At 44.2% G+C, this 26,486-nt stretch carries 16 protein-coding genes and 1 pseudogene; 15 read left to right on the top strand and 2 right to left on the bottom strand.

The window, feature by feature from the left end; all coding sequences use genetic code 11:
- Positions 1 to 25: 25 nt before the first annotated feature.
- From ubiI to ACUN2T_RS18615, 5 genes are all read left to right on the top strand, one after another.
- Positions 26 to 1,258 carry an FAD-dependent 2-octaprenylphenol hydroxylase gene (gene ubiI, locus ACUN2T_RS18635; RefSeq protein WP_445494494.1) on the top strand — a complete coding sequence of 411 codons (1,233 nt, stop codon included), beginning with the start codon at positions 26 to 28 and terminating at the stop codon, positions 1,256 to 1,258.
- A 358-nt stretch (positions 1,259 to 1,616) separates the two neighbouring features.
- Positions 1,617 to 2,711, top strand: a complete 1,095-nt coding sequence (gene gcvT, locus ACUN2T_RS18630) for a glycine cleavage system aminomethyltransferase GcvT (protein ID WP_445494493.1) — start codon at positions 1,617 to 1,619, stop codon at positions 2,709 to 2,711.
- A gap of 108 nt (positions 2,712 to 2,819) precedes the next feature.
- Positions 2,820 to 3,212, top strand: a complete 393-nt coding sequence (gcvH, locus tag ACUN2T_RS18625) for a glycine cleavage system protein GcvH (RefSeq protein ID WP_445494492.1) — start codon at positions 2,820 to 2,822, stop codon at positions 3,210 to 3,212.
- 87 nt (positions 3,213 to 3,299) lie between these two features.
- Positions 3,300 to 6,176, top strand: coding sequence for an aminomethyl-transferring glycine dehydrogenase (gene gcvP / locus ACUN2T_RS18620; protein ID WP_445494491.1), 2,877 nt, complete (start codon positions 3,300 to 3,302; stop codon positions 6,174 to 6,176).
- Between the two features lie 206 nt (positions 6,177 to 6,382).
- Positions 6,383 to 7,321, top strand: a complete 939-nt coding sequence (locus ACUN2T_RS18615) for an Rpn family recombination-promoting nuclease/putative transposase (RefSeq protein WP_445494490.1) — start codon at positions 6,383 to 6,385, stop codon at positions 7,319 to 7,321.
- Positions 7,322 to 7,689: 368 nt separating this feature from the next.
- Here the strand turns inward: ACUN2T_RS18615 and ACUN2T_RS18610 are convergent, their stop codons facing one another.
- Positions 7,690 to 8,625 (bottom strand): hypothetical protein, encoded by a 936-nt coding sequence (locus tag ACUN2T_RS18610; RefSeq protein WP_445494488.1) that lies wholly within the window; start codon positions 8,623 to 8,625, stop codon positions 7,690 to 7,692.
- A gap of 286 nt (positions 8,626 to 8,911) precedes the next feature.
- Positions 8,912 to 9,013, bottom strand: a pseudogene (locus ACUN2T_RS18605) (IS30 family transposase); the annotation flags it as partial.
- Between the two features lie 850 nt (positions 9,014 to 9,863).
- Between ACUN2T_RS18605 and ACUN2T_RS18600 the strand changes: the two are divergent.
- From ACUN2T_RS18600 to ACUN2T_RS18555, 10 genes are all read left to right on the top strand, one after another.
- Positions 9,864 to 11,297, top strand: coding sequence for an NAD(P)/FAD-dependent oxidoreductase (locus tag ACUN2T_RS18600; protein ID WP_445494487.1), 1,434 nt, complete (start codon positions 9,864 to 9,866; stop codon positions 11,295 to 11,297).
- Positions 11,294 to 12,145 (top strand): HemK/PrmC family methyltransferase, encoded by an 852-nt coding sequence (locus tag ACUN2T_RS18595; protein WP_445494486.1) that lies wholly within the window; start codon positions 11,294 to 11,296, stop codon positions 12,143 to 12,145. Before ACUN2T_RS18600 ends, ACUN2T_RS18595 begins: the two co-directional genes overlap by 4 nt.
- Positions 12,146 to 12,169: 24 nt before the next feature.
- Positions 12,170 to 13,444 carry an aminotransferase class I/II-fold pyridoxal phosphate-dependent enzyme gene (locus tag ACUN2T_RS18590; protein WP_445494485.1) on the top strand — a complete coding sequence of 425 codons (1,275 nt, stop codon included), beginning with the start codon at positions 12,170 to 12,172 and terminating at the stop codon, positions 13,442 to 13,444.
- 56 nt (positions 13,445 to 13,500) lie between these two features.
- A complete protein-coding gene (locus ACUN2T_RS18585; RefSeq protein WP_445494484.1) occupies positions 13,501 to 13,824 on the top strand; it encodes a chorismate mutase in 324 nt (107 codons plus the stop codon).
- Entirely contained in the window at positions 13,824 to 15,893 is a 2,070-nt protein-coding gene (pabB, locus tag ACUN2T_RS18580; RefSeq protein WP_445494483.1) for an aminodeoxychorismate synthase component I, read from the top strand. Before ACUN2T_RS18585 ends, pabB begins: the two co-directional genes overlap by 1 nt.
- Positions 15,890 to 16,762 (top strand): prephenate dehydrogenase dimerization domain-containing protein, encoded by an 873-nt coding sequence (locus ACUN2T_RS18575; protein WP_445494482.1) that lies wholly within the window; start codon positions 15,890 to 15,892, stop codon positions 16,760 to 16,762. Before pabB ends, ACUN2T_RS18575 begins: the two co-directional genes overlap by 4 nt.
- Before the next feature lie 22 nt (positions 16,763 to 16,784).
- Positions 16,785 to 18,317, top strand: a complete 1,533-nt coding sequence (locus ACUN2T_RS18570) for an MFS transporter (RefSeq protein ID WP_445494481.1) — start codon at positions 16,785 to 16,787, stop codon at positions 18,315 to 18,317.
- 538 nt (positions 18,318 to 18,855) lie between these two features.
- Positions 18,856 to 20,112 (top strand): hypothetical protein, encoded by a 1,257-nt coding sequence (locus ACUN2T_RS18565; RefSeq protein ID WP_445494480.1) that lies wholly within the window; start codon positions 18,856 to 18,858, stop codon positions 20,110 to 20,112.
- Positions 20,113 to 20,783: 671 nt separating this feature from the next.
- A complete protein-coding gene (locus tag ACUN2T_RS18560) occupies positions 20,784 to 25,232 on the top strand; it encodes a hypothetical protein (RefSeq protein ID WP_445494479.1) in 4,449 nt (1,482 codons plus the stop codon).
- Positions 25,225 to 26,484, top strand: coding sequence for a hypothetical protein (locus tag ACUN2T_RS18555; protein ID WP_445494478.1), 1,260 nt, complete (start codon positions 25,225 to 25,227; stop codon positions 26,482 to 26,484). The genes ACUN2T_RS18560 and ACUN2T_RS18555 overlap by 8 nt, the downstream gene beginning before the upstream one ends.
- Positions 26,485 to 26,486 lie beyond the last annotated feature (2 nt).

Here is a 26,486-nt window from a genome sequence, read left to right as displayed (position 1 = left end):
AGACAAAATAAGAGGACGTTATATTATGCAATCATTTGATGTGGTTATCGCTGGTGGCGGTATGGTCGGCCTGGCACTTGCCTGTGGCTTACAGGGCAGTGGTTTGCGAGTGGCGGTGGTAGAAAGCTATCCGCCTGCTCAACCGGTTAGTGCCGGAGAAGAGTATGCTTTGCGGGTTTCTGCAATTAATGCTGCCAGTGAGCGCTTGTTACAGCATCTTGGCGTGTGGCAACAGATTCTGGGTGTGCGTACCAGCCCTTATCAGGGAATAGAAGTCTGGGACCGGGATAGCTTTGGCCGCATTCGCTTCAACGCGGCTGAATATGGTCTGGAATATCTTGGTCATATCATTGAAAACCGGGTTATCCGTGAGATGTTATGGAAAAAAGCGGAAAGCCTGCCGGATGTGACCATGCTGACACCTGCGGCTTTACAACAGATTGCTTGGGGAGAAAATGAAGCTTTCATCACATTATCCGATGGTCGCATGTTAACTGCCCGTTTAGTGGTTGGTGCTGATGGTGCTCATTCATGGTTGCGTCAGCATGCTGATATCCCCCTGACATTTTGGGATTATGAACATCATGCGTTGGTGGCGACTATTCGCACTGAAGAACCTCATGGCAGCGTTGCCCGTCAGGTCTTTTATGGTGATGGTATTCTGGCGTTTCTGCCTCTTGCTGATCCACATTTGTGTTCTATCGTCTGGTCACTGCCGGGTGACGCCGCAGATCAGTACAAGCAGCTTGATAACACGCTTTTCAACCAGCAACTGGCGGTGGATTTTGATATGTGTCTTGGTCAGTGTGAGCTGATCAGTGAACGCCAGACAATTCCACTGACTGGTCGTTATGCCCGTAATTTTGCCGCTCATCGTCTGGCCTTAGTGGGAGACGCGGCTCATACCATTCATCCATTGGCAGGACAGGGCGTGAATCTGGGCTTTATGGATGTGGCTGAACTCATCGGTGAATTGCGTCGTCTGCATTGCCAAGGGAAAGATATTGGTCAGCACTTCTATTTACGTTGTTATGAACGCCGGCGTAAACACAGTGCTGCTGTCATGTTGGCTGGAATGCAAGGGTTTCGTCAGTTGTTCGACGGCAATAATCCAGTGAAAAAGTTTTTGCGGGATGTCGGGTTATCATTAGCAGACAATTTACCCGGAATTAAACCTCCATTGCTTCGTCAGGCAATGGGATTGAATGACTTACCGGGCTGGCTCTCTTTGTCTTCCTCTTCAGCTGAAAAAATCTAATTTAGCTTCTTCTTATCGATTATTTTTTCTCATGTATCGCTGAAATATGGATAGGTGATTTTATTCATATTTCAGTGCTCTCTTAATGGAAAATGTGTGTTTTCTAAAGTTAATTGTTAATTTTGAGTATTATGGCTCATTTTAATAGTTAAAAATTCTGCATACTCATAGCCTGTTTTTTTGTTGTTACTGAATTGGACCCTATTTTTACTTATGGTTCATTTTTGTTTTCAGTGATAACTTTTATGTTAAGACATCGTTTGCGTCGCGTTTTTTAGCCGCTTTTTGTTCATGATTCACAGTAACTGTCGGTTAATACGCGGTATGTTTTCATGTAGGAAATGAAAAGAGGGAAATAATGGCAAAACACACTCCATTGTATGACCAGCATCTGGCTTGCGGTGCACGCATGGTAGATTTTCATGGTTGGATGATGCCTTTGCATTATGGTTCACAAATGGATGAGCACCACACTGTCCGCACTGATGCGGGTATGTTTGATGTTTCCCACATGACGATCGTGGATCTGCATGGTACTGACTGCCGTGATTTCCTGCGTTATTTGCTGGCGAATGACATTGCTAAACTGACAGTAAAGGGTAAAGCCTTATACACCGGGATGCTTAATGCCTCTGGCGGTGTCATTGATGACCTGATTGTTTATTACTTTAGCAATGATTTTTATCGGATGGTGGTCAATTCTGCGACCCGAGAGAAAGATCTGGCTTGGATCAATGAACATGCTGCCAATTACCCGGTTGATATTCAAGTACGTGATGATCTGGCATTGATTGCTGTTCAGGGGCCGGAAGCTCAGGTAAAAGTACAGTCTCTGCTGGATGATCAACAAAAACAGGCTATTGCTGGAATGAAACCCTTCTTTGGTGTTCAGGCGGGTGATCTGTTTATCGCAACAACGGGTTATACCGGCGAAGCGGGCTATGAAGTGGCGATGCCAAAAGAGCAATCAGCAGATTTCTGGCAAAAATTGCTTAATGTCGGCGTTAAGCCCGCAGGGTTAGGTGCCCGTGATACTTTGCGGCTTGAAGCGGGTATGAACCTCTATGGACAGGAAATGGATGAAACCCTTTCTCCACTGGCAGCCAATATGGGCTGGACAATCGCCTGGGAACCAGAAGATCGCCAGTTTATAGGCCGTGATGCGCTGGAAAAACAGCGTGAAGATGGCACTGAACAGTTGGTTGGCTTGGTGATGAGAGAAAAAGGTGTATTACGTGGTGGTTTAACGGTCAGTTTTACCGATGAAGCGGGCACTTTACACTCTGGCGTTATTACCAGCGGTACATTCTCCCCAACATTAGGATTCAGTATTGCCCTTGCCCGTGTGCCACAAGGGATTGGTGAGCAGGCAATTGTACAAATCCGCAATCGTGAGATGCCGGTTCAGGTAGTCAAACCCAATTTTGTGCGGGCGGGTAAACCTCTCGTATAGTCTAATAACTTGATGATTAAATAGTACCCTATCTCATTAGGCATGATTGGTGCAGGAAAACAAAATAGCCTAATGAGATAAGTTCTGAGATTGAAGGAGACAATGGTGATGAGTAATGTACCCGCAGAGTTAAAATATGTTGAATCACATGAGTGGGTTCGCGCAGAAGGCAATGGTGAATACACGGTAGGTATTACCGAACATGCGCAGGAACTATTAGGCGATATGGTTTTTGTTGATTTGCCAGAAGTCGGTGATGAAATCAATTTTGGTGATGAATGTGCCGTTGTTGAATCGGTAAAAGCCGCTTCTGATATTTACGCGCCACTGAGTGGTGAAGTGATTGCTGTTAATGAAGCGCTGGGTGAAGCGCCTGAGTTGGTTAACAGCGAGCCTTATAGCGAAGGTTGGCTGTTCCGCATTAAAGCCTCTGATGAGAGTGAATTTGCTAATCTGCTGGATGCCGCAGGATATCAGGCACTTCTGGACGAAGAAGAATAATATGCCCACTGCCGCCCTGTTTCACATCGTGAGCAGGGCGTTTTTATTTGTATGCCATTTCTGGCCAGCTTCAGGAATCAGTAACAAATGACCCAAACATTAAGCCAACTCGAGAACCAGGGCGAGTTTATCCGCCGTCATATTGGCTCTTCCACCGAACAGCAGAAAGAGATGCTGGCGACAGTGGGGGCAAGTTCCCTCAATGAATTAACACAGAAAATTGTTCCCTGCGATATCGCGTTACCCGCGCCACCCGATGTGGGTGGTGGTGCAACTGAACAGCAGGCACTGGCTGAACTGAAAGCCATTGCCAGCCAGAATAAGCGTTACCAATCCTATATTGGTATGGGGTATGTGCCTTCGGTTCTGCCACCGGTTATTTTACGCAATTTATTAGAAAATCCTGGCTGGTATACCGCTTATACACCTTATCAACCGGAGGTTTCTCAAGGGCGTCTTGAATCACTGCTGAATTTCCAGCAAGTGACGATCGACCTGACAGGTTTGGATCTTGCCTCTGCTTCTTTGCTGGATGAAGCTACTGCGGCGGCTGAAGCAATGGCAATGGCAAAACGTGCCAGCAAACTGAAAAACGCTGATCGTTTCTTTGTTGCTGATGATATACACCCTCAAACATTGGATGTTGTTCGTACCCGCGCTGAAACCTTTGGTTTTGATGTGATTGTGGATAAAGCAGAAAAAGTCCTGGAGCTGGAAGGTGTATTTGGTGTGTTGTTGCAACAGGTGGGGACAAAAGGTGAAATTCATGATTACACCGACCTGATCGCGCAACTAAAACAACGCAAAATCATTATCAGCGTTGCTGCTGATTTGATGGCGCTGCTGCTGTTGACTGCACCGGGCAAACAAGGGGCGGATGTGGTGTTTGGTTCTGCTCAACGCTTTGGTGTACCGATGGGTTATGGCGGCCCCCATGCGGCATTTTTTGCCTGCCGTGATGAATTCAAACGTTCTATGCCGGGACGTATTATCGGCGTTTCCCGTGATGCAGCGGGCAATACCGCACTGCGTATGGCAATGCAGACCCGTGAGCAGCATATTCGCCGTGAGAAAGCGAACTCCAACATCTGTACCTCGCAGGTGTTGTTGGCAAACATCGCGGGTATGTATGCGGTATATCATGGCTCGAAAGGACTGAAACGCATTGCTGGCCGTATTCATCGTTTGACTGACATTCTGGCTGCTGGGTTACAGCAAGCCGGATTTACTCTGCGCTACAAAACCTGGTTTGACACCTTGACGGTTGAAGTTGCTGATAAAGCCGCGGTACTGGCACGGGCAGACAAAGCAGAAATCAACTTGCGTAGCGATATTCACGGCGCAGTGGGTATCACATTGAGTGAAACCACCAGCCGGGATGATTTGGTCAAATTGTTCTCTGTACTGACAGGCACAGATAGCAAGCTGGATGTTGAGGCATTGGATGAGGGTGTAATAGCGAAAAACCAATCCATACCTGCATCAATGTTGCGCAATGATGACATCCTCCAGCATCCGAATTTCAACCGCTATCACAGTGAAACAGATATGATGCGCTATATGCATCGCCTTGAGCGCAAAGATCTGGCACTGAATCAGGCCATGATCCCACTGGGTTCTTGCACCATGAAACTCAATGCTGCGGCAGAAATGTTACCGATCTCCTGGCCTGAATTTAATCAGCTGCATCCATTCTGTCCGCCAGAGCAGGCGCAGGGTTATCAGCAGATGATAAGCCAGTTATCTCACTGGTTGGTTCAATTGACAGGTTATGATGCCGTTTGTATGCAGCCAAACTCTGGTGCACAGGGCGAATATGCGGGTCTGCTTGCTATTCGTCGTTACCACGAAAGCCGTGGAGAAGGGCATCGTCATATCTGTTTGATCCCAAGTTCTGCTCATGGCACCAACCCGGCTTCTGCTCATATGGCGGGTATGACCGTTGTGGTGGTGAGTTGTGATAAAGAAGGCAACATTGATCTGGCAGACCTGCGCGAAAAAGCGGAAAAATACGGTAATGAGCTTTCCTGCATCATGGTGACCTACCCATCAACCCATGGCGTATATGAAGAAACTATCCGTCAGGTGTGTGAAATCATTCATCAGTATGGTGGTCAGGTTTACCTTGATGGCGCGAATATGAACGCACAGGTTGGAATCACTGCACCAGGCTTTATCGGCGCTGATGTTTCGCACCTCAACCTGCACAAAACATTTTGTATCCCACATGGCGGTGGTGGTCCGGGTATGGGGCCGATTGGTGTAAAAGCACATTTGGCACCGTTCTTACCGGGGCACTCTGTGGTTCAAATGGAGGGTCTTACTGAACAGAGAGCGGTCTCTGCTGCGCCGTTTGGCAGCGCATCCATTCTGCCTATTAGCTGGATGTATATCCGTATGATGGGTTCGCAAGGACTGAAACAGGCAAGTCAGGTGGCGATTTTGAATGCCAACTATATTGCTGCCCGCCTGAAAAATGATTATGACGTGCTGTATACCGGTCATAACGGCCATGTAGCGCATGAATGTATTCTGGATATTCGGCCACTGAAAGAAGAGTTTGGTATCAGTGAAATGGATATTGCCAAGCGTTTGGTTGACTATGGTTTCCATGCGCCCACGATGTCATTCCCGGTTGCTGGCACACTGATGGTGGAACCAACAGAATCAGAAAGCAAAGTGGAAATTGATCGCTTTATCGATGCAATGCTGTCAATCCGTGCTGAAATTAACAAAGTTGCACAAGGTGAATGGTCATTGGAAGATAACCCATTGGTCAATGCGCCTCATGTACAAACTGAGCTGGCTTCTGACTGGGATCATAGTTACAGTCGTGAAATTGCCGTTTTCCCAACCGCAGAAACCAAAGCCAATAAATATTGGCCTGCTGTTAAACGCCTGGATGATGTTTACGGTGATCGTAATCTGCATTGTTCCTGCGCACCTGTCAGCGATTATCAATAATCACTAAATAATGTGGCAACATCGGTATAATTACCGGTGTTGCTATTGTTTTGCAGTACTGAGGTACGATCAACGTTTTTGCTATTGTTTTGCAGTACTGAGGTACGATCAACGTTTTTGTCAAAGAAAAGTCAAGACATCGCAGTCTGCTCGGTTTCTTGCTTAATATATCTTCAATATAAAAGAAACTATGCTACCATTCGCCGATGAAGAGAAAAAAAACACCAACGCCCCATGACGCTGTTTTTAAACAGTTTTTAAGTCATATTGATACTGCCAGAGACTTCCTGGAGATACATTTGCCTGCTAAATTACGGGCCGTTTGTGATCTGGATACATTGCGGTTGGAATCAGGGTCGTTTATTGAAGACAATCTGCGTGCACATTATTCCGACATTTTGTATTCATTGAAAACGGCGCGGGGTGACGGTTATGTGTATTGCGTGATCGAGCACCAAAGTTCCCCGGACAAAATGATGGCATTCCGGCTGATGCGTTACGGTATTTCCGCAATGCAACGGCATCTGGCGCAGGGACATGAAAAATTGCCGCTGGTCATTCCGGTGTTGTTCTATCACGGAAAAATACAGCCGTATCCCTGGAGTACTAATTGGCTCGACTGCTTTGATGATCCAGCCCTGGCGAAGGGGATCTATTCCGGTCCCTTCCCGCTGGTGGATGTGACGGTCATCCCGGATGATGAAATCCTGACGCACAAACGGATCGCGCTACTGGAAATGGTGCAAAAGCATATCCGGCAGCGTGATATGGCGGAGTTACTGCAAGAACTGGTTATGCTGCTGACGTATGATTACTATACGGATGAGCAGTTAAAAAGCGTGCTAAACTACTTATTACAGGCGGGAGATACCGCCGATCCAGAGGGTTTTATCCGGCGACTGGCAGAACAGTCCCCGAAGTATGAGGAGGTACTGATGACAATAGCGCAGAAACTGGAGCAGAAAGGACGCCAAAGAGGGCGTCAGGAAGGGCGACAAGAAGGGCGACAAGAAGGGCGTCAGGAAGGACGCCAAGAGGCAACTTTAAAGATTGCTCATGCATTGCTGAACAGCGGAATCGATCGTGAAACGGTGATGAAAACCACCGGGTTGAGTCAGAACGAACTTGAGCAAATACGCCACTAACTCGTGCTAAGAGTTTTTAATCAGAATTCAACGATGCGTGTTAAAAGAGGATTTTACGGTGACGGTCAGAACAGTCACCGAAGTCTGAGTATCGACCGTGAAACGGTGATGAAAATCACTGTTTCTGTTTCAATCAGTTGATTATAGGCCATTAGTGCATTTTTTCTGGCGGGAAAAAGGCTAAAATATAGCAAGTGACTACTTCACCGTATTTCCGGTGGTGTGGGAGGAGGCTGACTATGAAGTCAGCCGTTATCCCGATTCGCATTGGACAAGGATTTACGGTGGTTTTTGCTAACCGCCTCCCCTGAAAAATTCACCTCATTAATTGAATTAACTGGTTGTTAATAATTCAACACATCAAGAATTTATTTCTTCAACAAGGCGATTTCATCCGCATTTTTTTGACTCAACAGAGTAAGATTAGTAATAGAATGAATAAGATTGTCTATCGTGCTTTTCAACGTTTTAATATCCGTTTCCAGTTGTTTATTTTTTTTATCCAATGCACTAATTTTTACTGATTCAGAATATAATTGCTGACCATTCACCGCCTCGGCACTGTTATTTGAAATATCCCCAGCAGCAACATTCACGATCTTACGTTGATTATTCGGTTTTCCGACAGAAACAATATTTGGTTTGTTGGCAACAGAATTTGCACCTAATGCAATGCTCCCACTTCCTGTTACAGAGGCGTTTTGACCAATCGCAATTCCCTGAGACGCATTGATATTAACCTTTTGCCCAATAGCAATAGAAGACGAACTTCTGGATGAGGAGTTTTGACCAATCGTAATTCCCTGAGACCCACTGACAATAACATTTTGCCCAATAGCAATAGAAGACGAACCGCTGGATGAGGAGTTTTGACCAATGGCAACGCCTTGGTACCCACTGGCATTAACCTTTTGCCCCAGAGCAATAGAAGCCGAACCGCTGGATATAGAATTTGCACCTAATGCAATGCTCGCATTGCCTGTAGCAGAGGAGTTTTGACTAATTGCTACTGCCTGAATCGCACTGGCGACAACTTTTTGCCCAATAGCAATAGAAGCCAAGCCAGAGGATACCGAATCAGCACCAATCGCAATTGGCCAGATAACTTTATAATCGCCAGTTTCCTCTTTCCTACCCGCCTGTTGATTTTGCCCAATAGCAATAGCTGATTCACTAATTGATTTAGAATTTAGTGGTGAAGCACCAATTGCTATAGAATGTATTGCTGGTGCTTCTGCATTGCCAACGACAACTGCATCTTTACCAACTGTTTGATCAGTTATATTCATATTTTCTGTAGACATATATACCTCTCGATTTGGAAATTAAATGACTATAATTTTTTTACTCATCGGTAAAACAAATATTATACGTAAAATTGAGGTTGTAAATAAATTAAAATTATGAGGTTTTAAATATATTTCATGGGATTTATTTAATGTGTCACTAAGCTTTTAATAATGTATTTCTTATCAAGTTTACTATGATTAATTACCTGTAATTATATTATTTCCATATGCTTTAATTATTATCTGAATAATTTATTGATATAATAAACCCAAGTAAATTAAGTAAAATTTATTGAATATAAATGATTTTTTTGTGCTCATTAACACTGTCCCTATTTTTAATTTTTTCTCTTCTTTCATAACAGCCATAGCGTTTACGACACAGTTTACTGGCAATTATGAGCGATAAAAACTGCTCAGAATTGCCAGTAAAACAGCGTCAGTGAAGATAAAAAGCGAGTATGATTAACAGCCGTTTTTGAGACTAGAGAACGATATCTTCAATGTGGAAAAATAAAAGAAAAATCAGTCACAGAGTAATTTGAAAATCTAGCGGTTATCGCTGCTATTCGGTCACTAACCATAATAGTCAATTTCGGTATAATAACATTTGTCTCTATCTTATATATTTTTGTGAAAATTGATGGAAAATATAAATTTAAAAAAACACCTTTATTGAGAATTTTTGTTTTTTTATTGAAGAATAAAAGACATTTAGAATATTGTTCCCCGTAACAATTTAAATCTAAATTATTTTTATTTCATACTGAAAGCATTTATATAATTTTTTTATTTATAATATAAGACTAAATTTATTTGACAGTTTTGTGTTTGATGATTATTGTTCTCTCTTGGTTAGAAAATGTTATTGCTAATCTAATAATATCCTTTGTCACTATTTATTTTAGACAGAAATGATACTTATGTGAAACTATTTAATTTGTTGTTTTTATTTGATTTATTTTATAGGTGTGACTTTAATTAAATTAATTCCCATAGGTTATTATGTTAATTTTATGATAAGTTGAAATTATTTCTTATGTGATAATTTATTATCGGATATTTATTTTTAAATTTGGCCGATGTCTTGGTGTGATTCGTGATTTTAATTATTGATGACCACGCGGTTACTTTTTTTGCAATTGATATAATGCAGTAAAAATACCTTGTCCATAATAAGGTAATAATTATTTGTCTGTTGTTGTTCAAAATATTTAAAATAAATTGGTCATAGGCCATACAGGAGTAAATAAATGAAGTACGACTTTATTGTCGTTGGTTCAGGGGCAATTGCAGGTTCAATCGCCTATGAGCTGGCAAGCAGAAATCTTTCGGTTTGTAGGGTTGGAAGTACTGATCGAACGCATGCCGCTTCCAAAGCAGCAGGTGCGATGAATGGTTGTTTTGGTGAAATTACCAGTGGCTTATTAGCAAGTGAACACGGTAAGTTGAAATTGAATATGGATTGTATTTCCAAAGCGCTTTGGCCTGCCTGGGCGCAGCGGTTAGCTGACTCTTCTGGTGATACGCGATCTCTGTTCACCGCTAAAGGAACTCATGTGATACTGAATACTGCCGGGATGGAAGAGATTGACAGTGTCAATTATGACGCTATTGAACAAACCCTGAACGAATATGCGGCCCCTTATGAAACCGTTGATCCGCGTGAAATTGAGTGGTTAAAGCCTAACGATCTGGTACGTCCGCTTCGTGCTTTATATATTCCTGATGAACATGCCCTAGATTCGCATTTACTGCTGGAAAAACTGGATGCGGCATTGGTTGCAGAAGGTGGTGTTCTCAAAGATGAGAATGTCAAGCGTGTATTGATTGAAGACGGTTTAGCCATTGGTGTCGAATTGCTGAGTGGTGAGCGTTTAATGGCAGATAAGGTGGTGGTTGCTGCCGGTGTGCACTCGTTGGATCTGTTATCCAATATCCCTTCTGTTGTTCAGCAGATCCCGCCGATATTTGCCGGTTATGGGGTATCCATGCTGGTCAAGATGCCAAAAGGCAGAGAATTACCGACATCGGTGATTCGTACTCCTAACCGGGCGTTTGCTTGTGGGCTGCATTGTGTACCACGTGGTGATGGTGTTCTGTATCTGGGTGCGACGAATATTCTGGCTGAAAAACCACGCAGTCAGGCGCTGATTTCTGATGTGCAGTTCCTGCTGGGTTGTGCGTTAGATCAGTTGGATATTAACTTACATGATGCTGATATTCTTTCAATTCAGGTCGGTAACAGACCAATTCCTGCTGATGGGTTCCCGTTAATTGGTGAATGTGGCGTGAATGGCCTTTGGCTGGCTACCGGGACTTACCGTGATGGCTTACATCAGTCACCGTTACTGGCAGATTATGTTGCTAATGCATTGACTGGAATAGAAAATACGCAAATTAACCTGGACTCCTTCAATCCGGTTCGTCCTCCGCTAGTGGGTTTCTCCCGTGAAGTGATGGCTAAAGAAACCGTCCAGCAAATGCTTGCCACTGGTTATGAATATCGCTGGGATATCAAACCTTATTGGTTGCCACTGCTGAATGAAGGCATGACACGCAATTATCAGGATTTAATTGAATCGCTTCATCCTCAGTTCACACCACCGCCAGAACTGGTTGCTTTCTCTTATATTTATGAATCTATGCGTGAACGGTTACGTCGTTATTACGAGGCATGGTCATGAATGCTTCGCTGAAAGATCAGGCTGCTATTGATAAGGCCAGGGAATTACTGTCAGAAGCTGGCGTTTGGGATGTGGAAACCGATCTTGATTGCCTGATTGACCGTTATCTGGAAAGGCGCTGTCAGGATCGCGCCCGTGATGAATTTATGCTTGCGGTTCATGAGCGCTGTAACCGGATCCCACTTGGGCATATTGTTGGCATTGCGGATTTTGATGAACTGCCTTTGGTGGTCGGTACGGGGGTATTTATTCCGCGTCCTCATAGTCGGATTATCCCTAAATGGCTGGAGAATGAACATGAAGTACCTCAGGGATCAGTAGTTCTGGATTTATGTTCGGGGAGTGGTGCTATCGGTTTAGCTATTGCTAAACGTCGCCCGGATTTAAAGGTCACTTGTGTTGAATATGACGACATCGCTTTTCAATATCTGACGCGCAATATCTCCCGGTTGGCTAGCTGGGCGGTTAAAGCGGATGCATTAAAAGCCGATTTACGGGATTGGCAGGCATTTTCTCAATTTAACGGGTCGGTAGCGTTAATTGTCGCTAATCCACCTTACGTTCCAGAGCAGCAGACAATATTACCGGAGTGGGAGGAACATCATCCTTATGTTTCGGTATATTCCGGGGATGATGGACTCGACTTAACGCGGTTGATTATCAAACAAGCCAAACATCTACTACAATCAAATGGCTGGTTGGTTATCGAACATGGTGAAAGTCAGGAGGAGAACGTCAGAACATTATTTTCAGCCGCTGGTTTTTCTTTGGTCCGAACAATTATCGATGAAGATATTTCTGACACAACAGGCAGTTCGGTAATCACTGTAGGTTGTCAGCTCATTTGAACTCAGACAGCAGGAGTCTAGATAATGAATGTAAAACAGAAGCAGGATTGGATGACGATTCGCAAGTCACGGACAACCGACGCTTTAGCGCAAGCAATTGATGAAGGGCTGACCAGTTTCACGGTAGTAGAACGTCATGGTAAGCAAATTACAACAGAAGAAGGTAAGGTCTTTACTGAATTTGTTTCCTGCTCTTATTTGGGATTAGAACATCATCCTGTGTTAATTGAGGCAGCAAATCAAGCAATGGCCCGGACAGGAATACATTTGTCATCGTCCCGTGGTGCGATGCGCCCGCAATATTTGGGGCAACTGGAAGAGTTGCTGGAAGAAATTTATCAAGGGGGCTCCGTTGCTGTTTTCACTTCCACCAGTAACGTTCACTTGGGGGTATTGCCGTTATTGGGCAGTGGTTCTTTACCCAACTATCCACTTACCCGGCCAGTACATTGGTTGATGGATAAAACTGCTCATGCGTCTATGCAGGTATTACGCGGTATTCTCGAACAGTTCGGGCCAGTATCGCGGGTCGATAGTGCTGATGAACATTCGGTACAGCAAGCTTTGCAGAACTGTACAGAGAATCAGCGTACCCCTATCCTGCTGATTGATGGTATTGGTTCAATGAATGGTTTGATTCCGGTTGCAGAATTGACCCGAAAATTGGCGGCTGCCAGAGGCTATGTCTATGTTGATGATGCTCATGGTATTTCCATTGTGGGGCGTCATGGTGCGGGTTATGCCTTTGCGGCACTTGACCATATTTTACCATCCAACCTCATACTGGCAGGTTCGCTATCCAAAGCGTTTGGTGGCGCGGGGGGCTTTGTGGTGGTTGCAGGTGCCGATGATATTGAAGTGATTAGTACCCTGGCGAATCCTTTGGTTTTTGGTCATTCAATTATGGTGCCGATGTTGGCCGCTAACGTCGCCGCAGCAAAACTCCATCTTAGCCTTGAAATAGAAATACGGCAGGAACAGCTATGGAAGAACGTTAATCTGTTTGATTCCTTGATGGGTAACAGCTTGATGAATGCCGGTGTGCAATCTCCTGTTCGTGGTGCTTTATTCGAAAATGAAGCTGAAGGGCTTGACGCTGCACGTCTGCTGCGTGACAACGGCATCTTATTGTTCCCGGTATTTTATCCACTGGTTCCGGATGGCAATGCCATGTTGCGTTTTGCTTTCTCCAGTGAGCATAAGGAGAGTGAAATCAGGCATTTAGTGAATACCTTATTTGAAATACGAGAAAAAGGGTTGAATTGGACTGAGCCACAAGCTGTCGCGCCACAGGTATAAGTAACACCCATTTATTGATAAAGGATCGAAATAAACCAGTGACGAAGACCAAATATATGACTCAATCAATAATAGATAAACAGGATATATTGCAACCTCACAGGGAATCTCTGGATGTTATTAATATGCAGATTTTGACGCTGCTTTCAGAACGTATGAAAATCTGCATGAAAATCGCTGAGATAAAAGCGGAACAGGATATTCCAATGATGCAGCCACAACGTATTACTTCGTTATTGGATATGTTGAGGGATAAATCAACGGATTTTGGGTTACGGCCTGAATATACTGAATCAATATTTCGGCTGGTTATCGAAGAAACTTGCCGTCGAGAAGAAGAGCTGATTGATCAGTTGCTACATGAGAAAGTTAAAGAATAATGAAAATACTGCTCATTGATAATTACGATTCTTTTACGCAAAACATTGCTCAATATCTGTTTGAAGTGACTGGCAATGTGCCGGTCGTTGTAACCAACACTCTGACTTATGAAGAGTTAGTGATAGACAATTATGATGCTGTTGTGCTTTCTCCAGGGCCAGGGCATCCGGCTGAATACAGCGATTTTGGTGTCTGCGCTGAAGTCATTGCACGCGCCAAAATGCCATTATTGGGTATTTGTCTCGGTCATCAGGGGATTAGCCTGGCATTTGGTGGTCTTGTAGAACATGCACCTAGTCCGGTACATGGTTATCGCAGTCGCATCAGGAATACCGGGGAAGGGTTATTTCTCGGTTTGCCTGAGCAATTTGAAGTGGTCAGGTATCACTCGCTGGTCTGTACCCGGCTGCCTGACAATCTTAAATGTACTGCCTGGACTGATGATGGCTTAATTATGGCAATTGAGCACACCCAAAAACCGATTTGGGGTGTTCAGTTTCATCCTGAGTCGATTGATTCTGAATATGGGCGTGAATTACTGAGTAATTTTGTCCGTATAGCAAAGACGTATAAAGAGAATAACGGGCAGGATCTTACCGCTCAGAATAAGTGTAATTCTGCCCATGAAGCTTATCTGGCGGTGGGTGGAAAGTCGTATCTCAATCTGAATTACCGTGAATGTCAGGGCATCATCGATCCTGAATCTCTGTTCATTCAATATTATGGCAATGATACCCACTCTTTCTGGCTGGACAGCGAAAAATCGGATAGGCCCAATGCCCGCTTTTCAATCATGGGAAGTGGTAATGAACCGGATGCTGTCAGGCTTGAATATTGTGTACAGACGGAGAGTTTGCGTTTGACCGGCCCTGATGGTGAAAAGATTGTTCAGGGTGATTTTTTCTCATTGATGTCTGAACTGCTTAACTTGGTGAAAATTTCCACACCAAAACAGATGCCATTTGTCTTCAAAGGTGGTTTTGTTGGTTATTTGGGATATGAATTAAAGGCGTTAACAATTGGCAGCAGCAAATATCATTCAAAATATCCTGATGCCAGTTTAATCTTTACTCCGCACTTTTTTGTTTTCGATCACCAGCAGCATAAGCTTTATGAGTGTCTTATCACGCCAGTAGGCCAGCCACAAAATTGGCCGTCGGAACCTGTCGTGACCATGATAAAAAATACCGGTGGGGTGATACCTGACTTTATTCCTGGCGCTGTCGATCAGAACAAAATTCATCTGGAATATGGGGCGCAGAAGTATATGGATGGGATCCATAAATCACTTCAATACATCACCGATGGCGAGTCTTATGAAATCTGTCTGACGAATAGAGCGAAGATGGCTTATTCAGGGTTGCCATTGGACGCTTACCGACGAATGCGTCATGCCAGCCCCGTGCCTTATGGCGCTTATCTGGCATGTGGGGATTTTACTGTACTCAGTGCATCGCCGGAGACGTTTTTACACATTGATGAGACCAGAGGTATTGAATCCAGACCGATTAAGGGAACCCGTCCACGAGGAAGAACGGAAGCTGATGATCAGCATTTTCAGGTGGAATTGAGTCAGTCAGCTAAGGATAGAGCTGAAAACCTGATGATAGTGGATTTAGTGCGCCACGATCTTAATCAGGTGTGTCGTCCTGGCAGTGTTCATGTGCCTGAATTATTTAAAGTTGAGAGCTTCTCTTCTGTACATCAATTGGTTTCGACAATACGGGGTGAATTACGTGAAGGTACTTCATCAATGGAAGCCATCCGGGCATGTTTCCCGGGCGGATCCATGACTGGCGCGCCGAAGAAACGCACAATGGAGATCATTGACGCTTTGGAGTCATCGGCACGCGGTGTCTACTCTGGTGCGCTTGGATGGTTATCTTTCAGTGGTGAAGTCGAATTGAGCATTGTTATCCGTACGGCGGTGTTACATCAAGAATGTGCCGAGTTCGGCATTGGTGGTGCCATTGTCGCTCACTCCGATCCTTATAGTGAATTTGAAGAAACATTGGTGAAGGCCAGTGTGCCCTATTTCAGTTTTAGTCATGTCTCGGAGGAAGTGTGAGTAACCATAAAGTTGTCATTCTTGGTGGGCAAGGTGCTATTGGTTCTTTATTGGGGCGCCTTTTTACTCAACGTGGTTGCACAGTATACCGTGTTGACCAACGGGTGCAGGGAGAGCACTCTCTCTGCCGCCAGCTTGATATCTTAAATCCTGCGGCTGGTTCTGAGGCGATTTTTGCTGAGGCGAAAGCGGTCGTCTTTGCTTTACCGGAAGCGGTTGCAATACAGGCTCTACCTTGGGTGCTATCGGCGGTTGGTGATGATGTACAGATAATATCAACCTGTTCGGTTCAGGTGCCTTTCCATTCCGCTTTAAGAGCTGCCGCCCCCGGGCAGCCTTTCATTGGTGTTAACCCGATGTTCTCACCATCCTTGTCGGAGCAAAAAAGGCCAGTTGCAGTCATTCTTGATAACTGTCATGTTAACGAGCATTGGATTGAGCAGGTATTGACGCAGGCGGGTATGCGCATCAGTAGAATGATGCCAGAGGAACATGATCGGGTGATGGCGTTTTGTCAGGCTTTACCCCATGCCGCGATATTGATTTTTGGCCTGGTTCTGGCAAAAAGCCCGTTGGATATTGGTACTCTGGCGACTGTTGCACCGCCGCCAATGCGTACCATGCTGGCGTTATTATCAAGGATCCTACGCAATCCAATAGAAGTGTACTGGGATGTTCAATATGAAAACCCTATGGCTGCCGAACCGCGTCAGGAGTTACTGCATGCCATACAACAGTTAGATTCAATAGTACAGGCTGGCGATCAAACTGAATTTGGCAATAACCTCAGCCACATTGCACAACAACTGGGGGAACAGCTCAATATTAGTGCTGCTGATTGCCAGCATATTTTTTCAACGCTTGAATAATAATAGGAAAGGAGTTGAGGGGATGTCATTAAATAGAGTTGCTGAGGCTAACGGGCGGGCAGGACTCAGAAATTGGCTGGGATTACTGATATTGATGCTGCCAGTATTGTTGGTGACAGTGGACAATACGATCTTAAGCTTTGCTTTACCGAAAATTGCTGAAGCGCTGGGGCCCAGTGCAAGTCAGCAATTATGGGTAATTGATGCTTATTCACTGGTGTTGGCGGGTTTGCTGGTATCAATGGGGAGTATTGGTGATCGTGTCGGCCATCGTTCATTGCTGTTATTTGGATCTTTGGGATTCACCGTTATTTCGGTGTTAACCGCGCTGTCAACTTCACCCGAACAATTGATTGGAGGGCGAGCTGTACTTGGGTTTTTTGGTGCGATGCTGATGCCTTCAACTTTGGCTTTAATCAGCACTCTTTTTGAGGATCGTGAACAGCGTCGGTTAGCTGTTGCTATCTGGGCGACAACATTAACTGTCGGTTCGGCGTTGGGGCCTGTCGTTGGTGGTGTTCTGTTGCAATTCTTTGACTGGAATTCCATTTTTCTATTGGCAGTACCGGTATTGGTGCCATTGTTGATCTTCGGACCGATGTTATTGCCAGAGTCCGATAAAAAACAGACGGGTATTATTGATGGATATAGCGTTGTGTTATCGATCATCGCCATGGTTGGTATTGTTTACGCGATTAAACATCTTGCCAGTGATGGGTTTGAAATAAGTGTGATCCTGGAATTATCTGTTGGTTTGGTTGCTGGTGTGTTGTTTGTTCGTCGGCAGCGTCGTTTGCCCGTACCGTTAATGGATCTCTCATTGTTCCGTAATGGTATGTTCACCGGTTCGATAATGGTCAACTTATTGAGTCTGGCCTTGCTGGTTGGCTTTGTCTTTTTTGCCACTCAGGTCTTGCAAATCGTATTGGGTATGAAGCCGATTTCGGCCAGTTTAGCGCTGGTTCCCGGGCAAATAATGGCGATTGTGATTGGCATGGCGATAGTGCCTGTTGCTCAACGGGTGCCGGCTTATTACCTTGTGCCAATGCTGCTTGCTTTTGCAGGTATTGCATTTCTTCTGGTAGCCAGTTTTGGCAGCGATTTGACCACGCTGGTGGTTGCTTTCGCATTATTAAATGTTGGTGTAGGTGCAATTGCGTCGGTGTCTAACGATCTGGTGCTTTCGTCAGTGCCATCATCTAAAGCCGGGGCAGCATCGGCAATAAGCGAAACTGCTTATGAAGTGGGTGTGGTACTTGGCACGACCATTATCGGGGGATTGGTGACCGCTTTTTATCGTGTCACTCTGCAATTGCCGGATGGGATCTCTCACGAACAAACTGGGTTGGCATTAGAAACTCTGGCGGGTGCTTACGTTGTCGCGAACTCATTAGCCGAGGCAGAAGGGCAACAACTGATGACTGCGGCAGCGGGATCCTTCACCAGCGCTATTCATATGATGAGCTGGATGACAGCGGCATTGACTGGCGTCGTGGTATTGATCGCCTGGCGTTTACTGAAAGCGCCACAGAAACAACAAGTGCTTGGGTATTGATAATCTTATGTGCAGCCGTTGGTAATGGCTGCACCGCGTTATGCTGATTATATTTGGTATTACTTCCTAGACTAAATATAAAGTATTCTGAAAATAACCTTCCCACCTTATACTATTTTTAATAATTATAAAGTGATAATAAGCCTAAATTTAGGAGCTTTATCTCTATTATTTATTGTTCATTCAATGCAAAGGTTTATTTGCTTTATTATTTTTTTATTTGGTTATAATTTAATTTAAAATAATTTATTATCTTATTTTTATGTGCTGGTAATATTTAATTTATAGGATTTAAATTGAAATAATCAATAAAATAATTACGCAATAAAATAAGATAAGAGTGAACATACACATTGTGAACGACGATAGAAAATAAATTATCTTTGTCTATAAACCTTTTCTCTAAACGGAGATAAATATATCATTGAATGATTAATGTTCTAGATTTAAAGGGATTCTGTGAGAGTAAAATATCGTGGGGAGTTATATAACGGAAAGATGATTCTAAAACTACACATTTATACTCAGGAGATTTCTTATGAATAAAGTAAAGATTGTTGCTGAAACTTTGGCTGAATTGCGTGAACATTATTGTCTGATGGGGATAGAGCAGCAACCAAAAAAATTGAAGACCGCAGATTTTGACGGAGCGGTCATATTTTCCGACGATCCGAAAATAGCCACTATTCCACCTGCGTTTTTTACCGTACAGACTATACAAGAACTGAAGAAATTAGGCGGGGTACCTGACAGCGATTATGGTCCTGGAAAAATGGAACCCCATCATCCATTACCTGAACCGTTTTCTGCTGAACGGCTGGCAAATGTCATGGGTAATCATATTGATTTGTGCAAAGCCTTTCGTGCCTATATTTACGGTAATTCTGCTTTGGTCAAAGATTATGAAGACATTATAAATGCTAAACGTTTTCCGATGAAAGTGGCGCTATACAGGGGTGATAGTATTACTGTTGCTGCAAATAATCCATTGATCGTTCAAAGTCAAGATGGTCACGGTGAGCCTGTTGTATTGGTTTATGAGCAGATAACTATTGAGCCTGGCGGACAAATTATTTATCGCACTAATGGTGCTGTTCAAACGAATATAATAACAAAGGTTAGCATTTCAGATTCAGATGACGAACAGAGCAATATCATTAATCAGGGAGGTAATGGAAGTAATGGCGGTAATGGGAATAATGGATATGATGGGAAGAGTGGCAGTAATGGTAACGCTGGGCAGGATAATAAAAACACCTGTGCAACGGGAGCTACAGCAGGTACTAACGGCTCTAACGGTATAGATGGTGGTATCGGAAGCAATGGTGAAAATGGTAGCAATGCATACGATATTAATCTTAACGTTAATCACATTACCGGCTCAGTGAACTTAGAAACGATAGGGGGTAATGGTGGTGATGGCGGTAATGGGGGTAATGGCGGAATAGGTGGAAGTGGCGGTAATGGGGGGCATTCTACCAATTATTGTAGTGCAGGAAGGGGAGGAAACGGGGGGCGTGGAGGCAATGGAGGAGAGGGGGGAAATGGTGGTAAAGGAGGAAATGGGGGTAATATCTATTTTAAATATACTAGTGGCACTCCAACCATTAGCGCTAAGTCCGTAGGCGGTTCTGGTGGCGCTAGAGGTTATGCGGGTTCTAGAGGGATTGGCGGTTATGGTGGTAGTGGTTCTCCCAGTGGGAGCACTGGTCCAAATGGTGTATCAGGTAAAGATGGAATGGTCGGAGCAACCGGAGTCGTGGGCTCTGTCTATATTAACGGTAAAAAGCAGTAATAACACGAGATACTTTTATAGAAGAGTTAGGGATATTGCTCGCCTGTAGTTGCAGGCGGGTAATGATCAATTAGAAAATATTGTAAACAGAGTGGCTTATGGTTAGTAATAGAATGATATTCTGGTATGTCATTTAAAAGTTCATTTATGAGATTAATTTATTTGAGAGTTGGGTTTTATTGTTGAAATTCAGTTTTTATAACTCTGTGTAATTATTTTGCAACATTGATTTAACTCATGTTTATAATTTCATTATTAAACAACATCTGTGTTTTTTATCTTATTGTAATTATTGTAAAATGTCATCATGTCTTATTGCTGTTCTTTTGTTTTTATTTGCTAATAATAGAGTTCTGAAATTAAAAGTTCTCATTGGATAACATTAAAAATTAGCTATGTACCACACAAATACCCACCATTAGTTAATGGAAAAAACTGGAAATCACATTAATATTATTAATTGTGAAATTTAAATGCCATATTCAATTGCTTTCCGTAAAGTAGATAAATATTTTCCTACTTAATTCTAGGTGTTTCTCATTTGAAAAATAAGTTTGTAGGGGGAATTCTCATGATAATTATTTTTTCAGAGTTTTCTGCCGAATTAATTATACGGTTGTTGAGTATTTATTGTGATAACAAAAATAAGCATTAAGAGAGATAAAATCTAAATGAAAACGCAAATTCTACATTTTGACCTAGCTCAAGGCCATTTACGTACTCAATCCAGTCAATTAAGCCTTTGGGTTGGTGAACATAATATACCGTTGCAAGAACATGATGAATCAAGTTTAGCCAGAGCGGCGGCTGATAACCCTGCGATAGATATGGTTCTACGCTATGGCTCGCACGGTATTAGTCATTTCGCAGAAGTACCTGAACACTATTTTTTACCTCATCACGTTACTCTAATTAAAGTGGTTGGTGATAAATCTGGGCCTTATCGTTCTTCATTACCGGTTCTTTACCACCTTTCTTACCATGTCCCTAATGCTCATTTACATCGTTATGCCAAACGTAACATAGAAAAACTGGCCGTAAATAATATAGAGATGGCTTTACCGAGTAAACTTAGTGCTCTCGGTGTTAAAAGCCAACATTTAGCGCGAAATTCTATTCATTGCGGCGATTTGTGGGTTGCGACTAATGAAATGAAAACACCGTGGGATGTTGCCTGCTCTATTGTGTTTTCCCATCCGGAATTGTCTAACAGTCAGGCTTATTCGGCATCAATTGTCATGAATGCACATATTGCCCCACCGGAGGCAATAGACCCACAGCAATATAACCGAGTTTATGAACTGGCTATATCAATATCAAGTCAAGGGCCAGCAACGGAAATCGATGGCTTTGCAACTTATGGTCAATTAGTTGCCCCTGATGGTAGCGAAATGTTCTATGAGTTTGACTGGGTGGATCAAGACGGACAGGTGATTTTCGCCGAAGGTGAGCCGGTGATGCAATATAATCTATCGGATGATACGGGGAATTATTCAGGCTCGCCGGCATCTAATGCACTGAAAACTTCGCATAATGATGATCGATTGCAAAATCATAACTGGAGTATCAGCCAAAGTCAGTCTCTGGATGTTACTGAATTCAAAGATCAGGCGGCAGCATTAGCGGGTAAGCGCGATACTAACCAAATTTGGACTGCCACTAACCGTACTCCCAATCACGGAATGGATGTATATGCCGACAGCATCCGTTACGATCCCAGGCAAAATTATTTTTCCATTGACTTTAAGAATAAATATTTACGTCAGCTTGGTGTTTTTATTCAATTCTTTAAAGACACTGAGATGAAACAGCCGATCGATAATCCAGAGGTTGACGGTAATTGGCCATTTTATTTCCCTCCAGAGCTGGCGGCATTATTTGAAACGCCATCACAAAAAGCCCTTGGTGTGTTGGCTAATGTCAATACGATCATGGGGATTCCGATGCCTACTGATCCTACCAAATTTGGCTTGCCTTGGCCGGCAGAAGCTCAGGCGGCTAAATTCTTATTTGGTGGCTTGGGAACTTCCCGCTGGGAAGATCCGATTGTCTGGCCGGGTGTGATTTTAACTGGCATGTTCCAGTACGGTATTCCCTCTCTGATGATGTTGGCTGGCGCCGCAGTGACCAATACTCAGTGGTATAAAGATTTTATTTCCGATAAGGATAGCGTTGCAGCATTAGCCGCTGTTGCCTTCCCATTGATTGGTGGTGGAACAGTTGTCGGAGCCGCGCTATTCAATACCAAAAAAGTGCTCACCAGTTTAGCTAACATTGCTATTGGTATTCTAGCCAAAAAAGGGATGGAGGCATTAGCCGCTTATGTTACGGCCAGGATAGCCGCCAGCGCAGCCGTTCAGGCAGTTCCAGTGGTGGGTTGGGCATTCCGGCTCGCTTCAATTGCGTTGGATGTTGCGCAGATTGCAGTGACTACGGGGGAATTGCTTTCCACACCAGCTACCTTGGAAGTGGATATCAAGCGTCAGATGACTTTGGCTTTTACCCTGCATCCCGATCCTGCTCATGGTGAAGTGGGGCGCCCGGAAACCGCGATTTGGCCGCCGGTGGGAGTACAGTGTCAGGTAACGGTCGAATATACCAACGGTACCTATTACACCCAGACTATTCCATTACCCACAACCGGTTCCAATACCCCGCTATCCTTTAATTTCTATTCGGTTGGCTGGGGGGGAACCCTGAAAATTAAGGCGAATGTTTATTCGGCTACTGGTTGGTTAGCGGGGAGCTACACCAGTGAGCTGTTAAATGCGCAACCAAACGACCCCAATGAAGGCGTTATGCGCGTCACTGGCAGTATAAAAGAGATGTTAGTGCCTCTGACTCAGGTGACTCAATACGAATATTGGGAACAGTTGTCTTACGATAGCGATAAAAAAGAATATCAGTGGATTGAAGGCAGCGTACCGTTGGAAACTCAGTCTTCGGCCAATTGTAGCAATGTCGGCAATAACATCTGCAAGCTGGTCAATATGACAATACTGGATTCAGATTATCAGGTTGGTTATTGCTATCAAGCTTCTGGTCAGAATATTCCATTGGAAGATCCATCTAGTCCACCCAATAGCGGTCAACTGTATGTGCTGCAAAACATTTCCATTTTGAGCAACGACACGCTGAATGAGCGTCTGAAATTATCCGAGGTGGGTTTCAAAGTACAACCACTGATCAGTTATAACAGTTTTGGTGAAGGACCGGACGATAAAACCATCACGCCTTATAACTTTATTATTGATTCTCGATTCGGTGAATATCACTTACGTCGAGTGGATCTGCGTGACGGCAGACATGATTTTAGTTTGACAGATAACCTGCTGTCTTGGGGAACTTTCACTATTCCTCATCTGGATGCAATGGTGGTTCATCCGAGTGGATATGTCATTGCGGTCAGTTGGCAATACAGCAAGATGCAGATTCTGCCGTTGGGTGATCAGGGTTACCCGGATGCTCAGGCACCAGCGGCCCAGATTGTCTCTGGCGAAGGTATTCGACAAGGGCTAATGCATGGGCCAATTGCCCTGACTGTCACGCCAGATGGTCGCATCTTATTGCTGGAAACAATCAATACCCGTATTCAGGCGTTCGATACTAAAGGGAACCCATTTCCGAGTTTTCCAGGGGCAACACTGTTTAAACTGGCTACTGCTGAGTATCAGACAACACTGGATGCTCAGGTGTTCTCTCCAGCATTACAACAAGCATTCCGTGAACAAGGGCAGACACTCCTGTTTAGTAACAGTGATCCGAGCTTTATACATTCACTCAATACTGGCGTACTGGATGAGCAGATTATTGCCACCTTTGCGCAAGATGGGATCTATCTAAGTTATAACCAGACCGCAGACGGTAATATTGACCCAGTTGGCAGCACAACGGTTGACGTGATACAGCAAGGACAGAGCTGGTTGATACATGACCCGCAAAAACCTGCGACTTACACGTTGACCGCTCAGGGACAAACGGTATCTGTATATAACGACTTAAGTAATGTACGGGTCATCGCTATCGGTCAAGGTGTCAAATGGCAAATTGATGATCTTGCTGGTGCCCGCTCTTGGCTGTTAACCCTTGATGCAACGAATCCGGCTGAAATTATAGTGGCTGATTATCTGTCCTACATGCCACTAAATAAGCCAGAGGGAATAACTTATCTGGATGTTGCGGTTGAATCTAAGGGATATATTTATATTCTGTCATACCGTAATGAAGGGCGTGATCCAACGGATTATATTCTCGATATCTATGAGCCTAACGGTAAATTCCTGGTGACTGTTCCTGATCCGACATTAACGCCTGATCCGACTAAACGTCAGCATATTGTTGCTGCGCATTTGGCGATAGATTCATTCCGTACCTTGGTGGCGATGAATTACGGCAAGTTCCTGGGGGAAAATCAACGTACCCAGCCACAAATCAGCCAATGGACACCAACCACACCGATATTTGATTTGGGTATCGATCAATTACCGATATTCCAGCAACACGATATGGACAAAATCCATGAAGTTTTTGCTGAGAACAAACACCCTCTTAGTCATCAAGCAACTATCGAAACTATCAATAACAATGGTTATTTCATCATTACAGATGGTAATACCCGTTACCCGGTCATATGCACAGTAGATAGCGATAATTTGCAGATTATTTCTGTCTACAGTTTCTCGGAGAAAAATATGTTATCAAAAAGTTACAGTTCGGAATTCAAAGCGGTTTTGCAATTATTAGATCTCTCGGAGAGCGATGTAACGGAGAAAGTCGTTATTCCATCTTCGTTGCAAGGCGCTTTACGACCTGACGATCCACAGTCACTGGCTCCAGCTCATCAGTCAAACGTATCGTCGGCAGAGGAGCTGTTGATCCTTTCTGGTATCCCCCCGGTTGAAGCGCCGATAGCATTTCCGGCAACCGTTGATGTTTTTGCGATTGGAGAACTGGTCATTGCTAATGGCGAGATTTTGGAAATTAGCAGCCCCAATTCACAGCCGATTGTGGTAGCGGTAGACATTTTGGTGATTGAACGGGGTGGGCAACTGATATGTGACGCAAATGTGATCCTAAACGTACAAACTTATACCCAAACTCAGGAGAATACCCATGAATAAAATGAAAACGGTTAACGAAACTTTGGCTGAATTGCGTGAGCATTATTATTTGACCGGTACCGAGCGGCAGCCAAAGCAATTGAACACTTCGGACTTTGACGGGCCAGTCATATTTTCTAACGATCCGAAAATAGCCACTGTGCCACCCGCGTTTTTTATCGTACAAACCATACAAGAACTGAAGGAGCTTGGGGGAGTGCCTGACAGTGAGTATGGACCAGGCGGAATGGAACCACACCATCCATTACCTGAACCCTATTCTGCTGAACGGTTGGCGAATGTCACCGGTAATCATGCTGATATATGTAAAGCTTTCCGCGCTTATATCTATGGTTATTCGCCTTTGGTCAAAGATTATGAAGATATTCTGAACGCTAAACGTTTCCCGATGAAAGTCGCGTTATACAGTGGTGAAGATATTGTTGTCACTGCCAGTAATCCATTGATTGTTGGCAGTAAAGAGAGTCACGGAGAACCTGTTAACTTGAATTTTAATAAGATAACGATTCAACCTGGCGGTAAAATTATTTATCTCACCAATGGCACGGTTCAGGCGAACGAAGTGATCATCGTTAGTACCTTAGGTACAGATAATGATGGCCCGAACATTGAAAATATTGGAGGGAATGGAGGCAATGGCGGGAGCGGAAACAATGGCTCCAATGGGAGAGACGGTAGTGATGGTAATCCTGGTAAAGATAATAAAAACTCCTGTGCAATGCAGGCTACGTCAGGTACTGCGGGTGGCGGTGGTACTGATGGAGCCAGAGGAAGTGACGGTGAGAAAGGAGGGGATGCAGAGGATGTCAATTTTAAAACCGGTACCATTACAGGCTTTGTGAATATGCTGACACAAGGCGGTAATGGTGGTCATGGCGGTAGTGGTGGTAATGGTGGTCATGGCGGGAAAGGAGGGAATGGCGGTGGCTATACCAGCGAATGTAGGGCTGGAAATGGCGGTAATGGCGGCAATGGTGGCAATGGTGGTGCCAGCGGTAATGGTGGTAACGCGGGTAACGGCGGTAACATCTATTTTACTTACGACGAAGGGGGGAGCGCATCCTTTAAAGCTAGGGCAATTGCCGGCAATGGCGGTAATGGTGGCAATGGTGGTTCTGGTGGTGTCGGCGGCGGCGGCGGTAGTGGTTATTCCAGTGGTAGCTCAGGTAAAAATGGTACATCGGGGAGCACAGGCACTGCCGGAAAAGCAGGTACCGTAGGCTCGGTTTATGTCAACGGCAAAAAACAATAACG

Source organism: Photorhabdus machadonis (assembly GCF_052657765.1).
The sequence above is the reverse complement of the archived record's forward strand: the minus strand, read 5'-3'. Positions and strand labels throughout refer to the sequence as shown.

Excerpts from the sequence above, each read along its gene's own strand:
- gcvP (WP_445494491.1), top strand. The coding sequence starts at position 3,300 with ATGACCCAAACATTAAGCCAACTCGAGAACCAGGGCGAGTTTATCCGC.
- gcvT (WP_445494493.1), top strand. The coding sequence starts at position 1,617 with ATGGCAAAACACACTCCATTGTATGACCAGCATCTGGCTTGCGGTGCA.
- ACUN2T_RS18560 (WP_445494479.1), top strand. The coding sequence starts at position 20,784 with ATGAAAACGCAAATTCTACATTTTGACCTAGCTCAAGGCCATTTACGT.
- ACUN2T_RS18610 (WP_445494488.1), bottom strand. The coding sequence starts at position 8,625 with ATGTCTACAGAAAATATGAATATAACTGATCAAACAGTTGGTAAAGAT.
- ubiI (WP_445494494.1), top strand. The coding sequence starts at position 26 with ATGCAATCATTTGATGTGGTTATCGCTGGTGGCGGTATGGTCGGCCTG.
- ACUN2T_RS18595 (WP_445494486.1), top strand. The coding sequence starts at position 11,294 with ATGAATGCTTCGCTGAAAGATCAGGCTGCTATTGATAAGGCCAGGGAA.
- ACUN2T_RS18615 (WP_445494490.1), top strand. The coding sequence starts at position 6,383 with ATGAAGAGAAAAAAAACACCAACGCCCCATGACGCTGTTTTTAAACAG.
- ACUN2T_RS18600 (WP_445494487.1), top strand. The coding sequence starts at position 9,864 with ATGAAGTACGACTTTATTGTCGTTGGTTCAGGGGCAATTGCAGGTTCA.
- ACUN2T_RS18590 (WP_445494485.1), top strand. The coding sequence starts at position 12,170 with ATGAATGTAAAACAGAAGCAGGATTGGATGACGATTCGCAAGTCACGG.
- gcvH (WP_445494492.1), top strand. The coding sequence starts at position 2,820 with ATGAGTAATGTACCCGCAGAGTTAAAATATGTTGAATCACATGAGTGG.
- ACUN2T_RS18585 (WP_445494484.1), top strand. The coding sequence starts at position 13,501 with ATGACTCAATCAATAATAGATAAACAGGATATATTGCAACCTCACAGG.
- ACUN2T_RS18555 (WP_445494478.1), top strand. The coding sequence starts at position 25,225 with ATGAATAAAATGAAAACGGTTAACGAAACTTTGGCTGAATTGCGTGAG.
- pabB (WP_445494483.1), top strand. The coding sequence starts at position 13,824 with ATGAAAATACTGCTCATTGATAATTACGATTCTTTTACGCAAAACATT.
- ACUN2T_RS18565 (WP_445494480.1), top strand. The coding sequence starts at position 18,856 with ATGAATAAAGTAAAGATTGTTGCTGAAACTTTGGCTGAATTGCGTGAA.
- ACUN2T_RS18570 (WP_445494481.1), top strand. The coding sequence starts at position 16,785 with ATGTCATTAAATAGAGTTGCTGAGGCTAACGGGCGGGCAGGACTCAGA.